General features: G+C 65.7%; 5 protein-coding genes. 3 read left to right on the forward strand and 2 right to left on the reverse strand.

Going from position 1 to position 7850, the window contains the following annotated elements; all coding sequences use genetic code 11:
• Positions 1-34: 34 nt before the first annotated feature.
• Both HNO88_RS18900 and HNO88_RS18905 read right to left on the reverse strand, forming a co-directional pair.
• Complete coding sequence (locus tag HNO88_RS18900) at positions 35-2344, reverse strand: TonB-dependent receptor (RefSeq protein WP_184249412.1); 2310 nt, start codon at positions 2342-2344, stop codon at positions 35-37.
• A gap of 175 nt (positions 2345-2519) precedes the next feature.
• On the reverse strand, positions 2520-4601 hold the full coding sequence (locus HNO88_RS18905; RefSeq protein WP_184249415.1) for an AsmA family protein: 2082 nt from the start codon (positions 4599-4601) through the stop codon (positions 2520-2522).
• Between the two features lie 109 nt (positions 4602-4710).
• On the opposite strand from HNO88_RS18905, the gene HNO88_RS18910 reads away from it, so the two are divergent.
• From HNO88_RS18910 to HNO88_RS18920, 3 genes are all read left to right on the forward strand, one after another.
• Positions 4711-6333 carry an NAD(P)/FAD-dependent oxidoreductase gene (locus HNO88_RS18910; protein ID WP_184249418.1) on the forward strand — a complete coding sequence of 541 codons (1623 nt, stop codon included), beginning with the start codon at positions 4711-4713 and terminating at the stop codon, positions 6331-6333.
• A gap of 72 nt (positions 6334-6405) precedes the next feature.
• A complete protein-coding gene (locus HNO88_RS18915; protein WP_184249421.1) occupies positions 6406-7038 on the forward strand; it encodes a class I SAM-dependent methyltransferase in 633 nt (210 codons plus the stop codon).
• Positions 7039-7040: 2 nt separating this feature from the next.
• On the forward strand, positions 7041-7676 hold the full coding sequence (locus tag HNO88_RS18920; RefSeq protein WP_184249424.1) for a DUF962 domain-containing protein: 636 nt from the start codon (positions 7041-7043) through the stop codon (positions 7674-7676).
• Positions 7677-7850 lie beyond the last annotated feature (174 nt).

The following is a 7850-nucleotide window of genomic DNA, read 5'->3' on the forward strand; positions in this document are numbered from 1 at the left end:
CAGCCGCGGCCCATCCACAGTCGAGAGCCGAGGCTCAGCGGATCTTGCCGCTGAGCGAGACGCCGATGATGCGCGGCTCGTTGTACACGGCCGCCATGTAGTTCTCGATCACGCCCTTGAGGTTCTTCTCGTTGGTGATGTTGCGCGCGAACGCAGCCACTTCGAAGTTGCCGGTGTCGTAGCCGATCTTCAGGCCGCCCTCGAAGTTGCCCTTCGAGTAGAACTCGTCGGTCTTGTAGAGGACGAAGTTGGTGTAGCCCTGCACGTTCCAGTCGGTCGCGATGAACAGCTTGGAGGTGTCGCCGACCGGAATGTCGTAGCGCGCAGTGGCGTTGACCGTCCACTTCGGCGCGTTGGGCAGCGGGTTACCGTCGATCTGCGCGAACAATCCGCCTCGAATGGTCGGGTCGTTTACAGTGCAAACTACGACGCCGTTTAACGCGCAAACCTGCGCATAGACGCGGTTGTCCTTGATCTCGGTGTGCAGCAAGCTGCCGCCCAGCGTGATCGACAGGTTCTCGGTCGGACGATATTCGAGGTCGGCCTCAAGACCGTAGGCCTCGGCCTTGTCGGCGTTGAACAGTACGCCGTTGCCGTTCGAGTCGTTGCCGTTCAGCTGGATGTTCTTGAGGGTCCAGTAGAACGCGGTGGCATTGAAGCGCAGCGTGTTGTCGATCAGCTGGCTCTTGAACCCGGCTTCGTACGAGGTGATCGTCTCCGAGTCAGCCGTCGTGAAGTCCGAGTTGAACACCGCCGAGCGGCCCTGGATCGTCGGCCCGCGGAAGCCACGCGCAATGCGGGCGTAGACGCTGACGTCCGGGTTCACCTTGTAGAGCGCGCTGACGTCCCAGCTGGGCTTCTCGTCTTCCAGCCTGACGAAGGTACGGCCGGTGTAGGTGACGGCGTTGGTCACCGTGTTGGCAGTCTTGAGCAGGCGCGTCTTCTTGTCGTCGTTGGTGTACCGCGCGCCGGCGGTGATCGTCAGCTGGTCGGTTAGGTCGTAGCTCGCCTGGCCGAACACCGCCCATGAGGTGTTGACGTTGCGCAGGCGCACCCAGTTGTTCGGGTTGCGCGCGGCGGTCGTCAGGAAGAACGCGCGCTGGTAGAAGTCGGTCGTGTCGCGGCTATCGAAGTAATAGCCGCCGAACTGCCACTTGAACGGGTTCTCGCCGGTGCTGGCGAGGCGCAGTTCCTGCGTCCATTGGTCGAGATCGCGGATCTGGCCCTGCGACTGGCCGAAGCCGTTGGCAACGCCGTTGAACGGGAAGTTCGCGGCCGCGCCACCGTCGGTGTCGCCACGGCTGTAACCCTTGGTGGTCTCGTAGGCCGTGATCGAGGTCAGCGCCGCGCCGCCGAAATCCCAGGTGACGTGGGCGGAGGCCCCCTTGGTCTTGTAGGCCTGAGGGTTGTTCTGCGCCTCGTCATACGCGACCGACTTGCGCGGGGCGATCGGATCGTTGGAGCCGCGCACCAGAGCGTTGCGCAGGAACAGCGTCGAGGTGCCTTCGTAGTCGCGGTAGTGGCCGGAGAGCAGGACCGAGAAGGTTTCGGTGGGCGTCAGCAGCACTTGCAGGCGTGCGTTGCGATCGTCGAAGCCGCCCATGGCGTCCTTCATCGGCGTCGCGGTGCTGTCCGCACTGGGACCACGATAGGTGTTGTCGACGTAGTCCTCGCGATGCTGCACCAGCACAGAGGCGCGCACGGCGATCTTGTCGGCCACGATCGGACCACCGATGCCGGCGTCCATGTTGACGCTGCCATAGCTGCCGACGCTGATGGAGGCCTGGCCGTTCAAGTCCATGGTCGGGCGGTTCGTATCGAACTTGATGATGCCGGCGGTGGTGTTGCGGCCGAACAGCGAGCCCTGCGGCCCGCGCAGCACTTCGACTTGCGCGATGTCGAAGGCCGGGTTGGACTTGAGCACCACGTGCTCCAGCACGACATCGTCCTGGATGATCGACACCGGCTGCGAGGCACCGAGGTAGAAGTCGATGTTGCCCAGGCCGCGGATGTAGAAGCGCGGGAAGATGCGGCCGGTGGTCGACTCGGCGTAGAGGCCCGGCACTCGGCCCGAGAGCGCCAGCAGCGTATCGTCACCGCCCGAGGTGAAGGTGCGGTAGTCGTCGCCGCGCACGACGCCGACCGAGACGGGAACGTCGGTCAGGCGCTCCTGACGCCGCTGGGCCGTGACGACGATGTCCGTGCCGACATCGCTGTCGGCGGGGATCGCTGCAGTGCCGGCGTCGGCGGCCGCATTCTGCGCCATGGCCACGCCCGGCAGTGCGCTCGCGCCAAGGCTGAGGAGGCCGAGAACCAGAGCCCGGCGCTGCTTGTAGGTCGTCATGCGAAAGTCCTTTTACCCACCATTCGACCGTCTCGAGCGACGGTGTTGGCGGGCCCCTAGGCCCTCGCGATGTGACAATCGTGACAAATTTCGGAAGCGTTACCGATTGGTTGCGTAGTGATGCTGCTGTGCAACATCGCCAACGAACGGCGGTGGCAACTTGCTTTGCCTGAGCTCAATCTATCTTCTTCACCCGGCCATTGCCGATGTCTTCACGCGGCTTGCCCTTCTTCGTCCGCTGCGCCGTGGCCCGCGCACCCGCGAGCACCGGACCACACGCAGCCGACTTGGCATCGCCCACGTCGACGAAGGCAAGCAGCCCGGCGACCGGAGACGCGACCACGGCCAGCCCCAGTCCGACGCCAGCACGTCCGATCAGCTGGGGACTGATCACGTCCAGCCTCGGTTCGGCGAAGCGACCGCGAATGCCTACCGGCGATTGGCCGGAGAAGAGGCTGAACTTCTTGCCGTCGCCGCGAAACGCCAGATCGACCGCCTCGGTGCCGAAGCTGAAGCCGCCATTGCCGGTGATCACGTTCTTGGTCGTGTCGATCAGGATCGGATCAGTCGCGGCCAGGCCATTGCGGACGGTAAACGCAACGAGGCCGCAATTGACCTCGATCGGCTTCTTCAGCTTGCCCTGGAACATCTTGTAGACGAACGTACCCAGGTCGAGCTCGGCCAGCTGTGCGTTCTGCGTCCAGATCGTGCCTTGCGGGATGACGAAGGCGATCCGACCGGACGAGCTCGCAAGGGAGTCGTGGATGGTGTCGCCTCGCCCGTCCAGCTTGATGCGGCCACGGATCGTCCCCGTCGTGCCCGAGTCCGCCACGCCGTAGCCCGCGAGCAGACGCCCCAAAGGCGTAGACTGCAGTCGGATGTCATAGCTGATGGCAGAGGGGCGTTTGCGTGTGTCGAAGATAAAGTCCGATGCGACATTGCCGCGCGCCATGGTGAAGGTCAGGGGCGAGAGCGCCAGACGCCCACGCTCCAGGGCCAGCTTGAGCGAGATGTTGGAGACCGGCACGTTGCGCGAGCGCACCACCGCGATCTTCCAGTCGAGCCCGGCGTCGAAGCGCTGCATCATCGCCACCGGCAGCTCGGCATCGGGCAGCACGCGCTGGCCGCTGTTGCCGGTCGCAGCGGCGGCAGCGATGGCGCCCTTTGTGGCGACGATGTCGGGATTGTAGCCGATGAAGGGCGCGGCATCGACGATGTCCAGCCGGCGCGTGGTCAGGTTGGCGTCGAGGCGCAGGCGCTCCTCGTTCTTGATGGTGAAGCGGCCTGCGACGTCGGATTGCCCGAATGTGCCGGTCAAGCCCGTGAAGCGATACTCCTGGTCCTCGTTCACCAGCTGGGCCCGCAGATCGTAGCGCCGCGTGCGTGGGATCGCCACATCGATGACTTCCAGCAGCTCGGACAAGTCCTTGCCCCGCGCGCGGACCTTCAGCGGCACGCCCTCGTATTCGGTGAGCGCCGGCAGCGTGCCCGACAAATCGATCACGGCGTTCGCGGCCCAGGCGCGCGCGGTCAGCTTGTTCTCGCCGCCACTGACCGTCGCATCGGGCGAAAGCAGGCTGGCGGTGAGCCGGAACGGCGTGGTGCGGAACCGGCCCGTGCCCTTGAGCTGGACGTCCTGGCCGATCTGCGTGTCCCGCGCGACGATCGGCTCGAACTCCAGGTTGGCCAGCAGCGGCAGGCGCGGGTCGAGATAGCGCACGCGCGTGCCCGAGACGATGGCCCGATCGATACGCGGCATCTGGAACGGCTCACCCCCGCTGCCATCGCCGAAGGTCCAGGTGTTGCGCTTGTGCGGCTTGTCCCACTCGAGGTCGGCATCGAAGTCGACCAGCTCGATCGTGTAGAACCGCTTGCGCCCGAAGATCAGCGAGAGCGGCGCGATGCGGGCATCGATCTTTTTGGCGGTCAGCAAGCTGGGCTTCTGTGCCCACTGCGGGTTCTTGACGTCGATCTGCTCGGCCAGGAACTTGATGCGCAAGGGCGCGAAGTAGAGCTGGAAGTCACCACCCACCTTGACGGCGCGCCCGGCGGACGAGCTGGCGATGCTCTCGAACGGACCCTTGAGAAAGCGACCCTTCGTGACGAACAGGATCAGCCAGATCGCGAAGATCGTGCCGAGCACAAGGATGATCGTATTGCGCAGGTAGTGCCGGCGACGGCGCCGCGAGGGCGCATCGGCGGGTTCGCCGGAGGCATCCGGCGCCACGTTCATCTCGGGGCTCGTCGCTGCATCCATGATCGAGCACATCGCTTGAGAGGGCCCTTTGGTTTCCGAGCCTCTCGCGATGCGCTAAGAGCCCGCCATGTCCTTCAGATTCGACGACGATCAAGCGAGCGCCCGCTAAATGCTGCGCCTGTCCGGCCTCTCCCTGCCGCTCGACCATGCCCCCGAAGCGATCCGCGAAGCGATCTGCGCGCGGTTGGGGATCGAGCCTGAGGCGCTCAAGAGCTACACCGTGTTCAAGCGCGGCAACGACGCACGCCGCCGCAGCGCGATCCTGCTAGTCTACACGCTCGACATCGAGCTGGAAGACGAAGCCGACGTGCTCGCGCGCTTTTCCGGCGACAAGGACGTGCGCCCGACGCCGGACATGGCCTATCACTTCGTGGCCAAGGCTCCCGATGCCTGGTCGGGAAAGCGTCCGGTGGTGATTGGCGCGGGCCCCTGCGGCCTGTTCGCCGGACTGATCCTGGCGCAGATGGGCTTCCGCCCGATCATCCTCGATCGCGGCAAGGTCGTGCGCCAGCGCACCAAGGACACTTGGAGCCTGTGGCGCCGCTCCGAGCTGAATCCGGACTCCAACGTGCAGTTCGGCGAGGGCGGCGCCGGCACCTTCTCCGATGGCAAGCTCTATTGCCGGGTCAAGGACCCCCGCTTCCTGGGCCGCAAGGTGCTGGAGGAGTTCGTCCGCGCCGGCGCGCCCGACGACATCCTGTGGCAGGCTCACCCGCACATCGGCACCTTCCGCCTCGTCACCATGGTCGAATCCATGCGCGAGACGATCGAGAGCCTGGGCGGCGAGTACCGGTGGCAGACCCGCGTGGACGACCTCGAGCTGCAACGCGACGCAGATGGCCAGCAGCGCCTGCGCGGCCTGCACCTGCATGACGGCTCGTTCCTGGAGGCGGACCACGTCGTCATGGCCGTCGGTCATAGCGCTCGCCCGACGTTCGAGATGCTGCACCAGCGCGGCGTCTACCTGGAAGCCAAGCCGTTCTCCATCGGCGTGCGCATCGAGCATCCGCAAAGCTGGGTCGATCGCGCCCGCTATGGCCAGTGCGCCGGCCATCCGGATCTCGGCGCCGCGGCCTACTCGCTGGCGCATCACTGCTCGAACGAGCGGACGGTCTATAGTTTCTGCATGTGCCCGGGCGGACGCGTGGTGGCGGCGACTTCGGAGGAGGGCCGCGTCGTCACCAACGGCATGAGCCAGTATTCGCGCGCAGAGTTCAACGCCAACTCGGGCCTCGTCGTCGGGATTGACCCGGCACGCGATTACCCGGAGGGTCCACTTGCCGGCATCGACTTCCAGCGCAAATGGGAGAGCCTCGCCTTCGAAGCCGGCGGCGGCACCTATGCCGCGCCAGGACAGAAGGTCGGAGACTTCCTGGCGGGGCGCCCCTCCATGCAGCTCGGCGAAGTCACGCCGTCCTACAAGCCCGGCGTCATGATGACCGACCTGTCACGCTGCCTGCCCGGGTTCGTAATCGATTCGATCCGCGAAGCACTGCCGGTGTTCGGCCGCCAGGTGGCGAACTACGACCACCCCGACGTGGTGATGACCGGTGTCGAGACGCGCACATCCTCCCCGGTGCGGATCACCCGCGACAAGAGCTTCCAGAGCCTCAACATAAGCGGCCTCTACCCTGCCGGCGAAGGGGCGGGCTACGCGGGCGGCATCCTGTCGGCGGCGATCGACGGTATCAAGGTAGCCGAGGCTGTCGCGCGCAACCTGGTGGCCGCCTGATCGGGCAAATGTCTCGCTGCTGAAATATTTCGCTCGCATCACTGCCACAGAGCAGCGGAGCGGCAATTATCCATGCAGACGGCAAGTGTTGCGGCAGCCTACGACAAGTGGGCGCCGGTCTATGACCTCGTGTTCGGCGGCGTCTTCGCCAATGGCCGCAAGCAGGCGATCGTGGCGGCCGAGCAAGTCGGAGGACGCGTCCTCGAAGTGGGCGTGGGCACCGGAATCTCGCTACCCCACTACGACAAGCGCACGCGGCTGGTCGGGATCGACATCTCCGAGGCGATGCTGGACAAGGCGCGCCGCCGCGCCCGCGAACTGAAGCTGGAGAACGTCGAGGAGATCGCGGTCGGCGACGCCGAGGCGCTTGCCTATCCCGACAACGCATTCGACGTGGTCGTGGCGCAGTACGTCGTCACCGCCGTGCCAGACCCGGAACGCGCACTCGACGAGTTCGTGCGTGTGGTTCGTCCGGGCGGCGAGATCGTCATCGCCACGCGCATCAGCGCGAACGGCGGCCTGCGTGACAGCATAGAAAAAGCCTTGATGCCGATCACCAGTCGCCTCGGCTGGCGCACCGAGTTCCCCTGGTCCCGCTACGAGGCTTGGGCACAACGCAACGGACAGGTCCGCCTGCTCGAACAGCGTCCGCTGCCGCCGCTCGGCCACTTCTCCCTCGTCCGTTATCGCAAGCTGCAAGGTTGACCATGCACCAGCCCTCCACCTCGTCCACCGGCAAGATCGCCCGCTTCCGCGAACAGCTCGCCGAACAGCGCTGGGACGACCATCGCTTCTATCATCACAGCCTGGTCAACCAGAGCCTCCACTTCGTCAGCGCCGCGACCTTCATCGTCGCCTACGCGATCATGTGGAAGGAGCCGGCCCTCGCCGCGCTGCTCGGCTGGGGCGTCGCCATGACCAGCCGCCAGGCTGGCCACTTCTTCTTCGAGCCGCGTGGCTACGACCACGTCAACGACTGCACGCACGCATACAAGGAAGACGTGAAGGTCGGCTACAACCTGGCGCGCAAGGTGGTGCTGATGGGACTGTGGGCGGCATGTCCGGTGCTGCTCTACCTGCAGCCCGACCTGTTCGGCATGATCGAGCCGCATCAGGGCGCGATGCAGTACCTGGAGCATCTGGGGCTCTTGTGGCTGGCATTGGGCGTGGGCGGGCTGCTGTTCCGGGTGGTGCACCTGTTCTTCATCCGCGATGTCGAGACGGGGCTGGTCTGGGGGACGAAGATCGTGACCGACCCGTTCAACGATTTTCGCCTCTACTGCCGCGCTCCGGCGCAGCTGATGCGGCAGGTTGTGGGATCGCGCGGCGCACGGGCGGGCTGAGGGGGCGCGCGTCCCCTCCACCGCCGGCCTTTGGCCGGCGCCCCCCTCGCCAAGACAAGCTCGGCGAGGATTTGAGAGTGACCTTAAGATCCTCCCCGAGCTTGCTCGGGGGGGGGGGGGGGGGGGGGACCCGATGGCCAAGAGAGGGTTGGGGGCGGATAACATGCGACCCCA

The organism is Novosphingobium chloroacetimidivorans, assembly GCF_014204535.1.
In the GTDB taxonomy this organism is placed as follows: Bacteria; Pseudomonadota; Alphaproteobacteria; order Sphingomonadales; family Sphingomonadaceae; genus Novosphingobium; species Novosphingobium chloroacetimidivorans.

Excerpts from the sequence above, each read along its gene's own strand:
- HNO88_RS18900 (WP_184249412.1), bottom strand. The coding sequence starts at position 2,344 with ATGACGACCTACAAGCAGCGCCGGGCTCTGGTTCTCGGCCTCCTCAGC.
- HNO88_RS18905 (WP_184249415.1), bottom strand. The coding sequence starts at position 4,601 with ATGGATGCAGCGACGAGCCCCGAGATGAACGTGGCGCCGGATGCCTCC.
- HNO88_RS18910 (WP_184249418.1), top strand. The coding sequence starts at position 4,711 with ATGCTGCGCCTGTCCGGCCTCTCCCTGCCGCTCGACCATGCCCCCGAA.
- HNO88_RS18915 (WP_184249421.1), top strand. The coding sequence starts at position 6,406 with ATGCAGACGGCAAGTGTTGCGGCAGCCTACGACAAGTGGGCGCCGGTC.
- HNO88_RS18920 (WP_184249424.1), top strand. The coding sequence starts at position 7,041 with ATGCACCAGCCCTCCACCTCGTCCACCGGCAAGATCGCCCGCTTCCGC.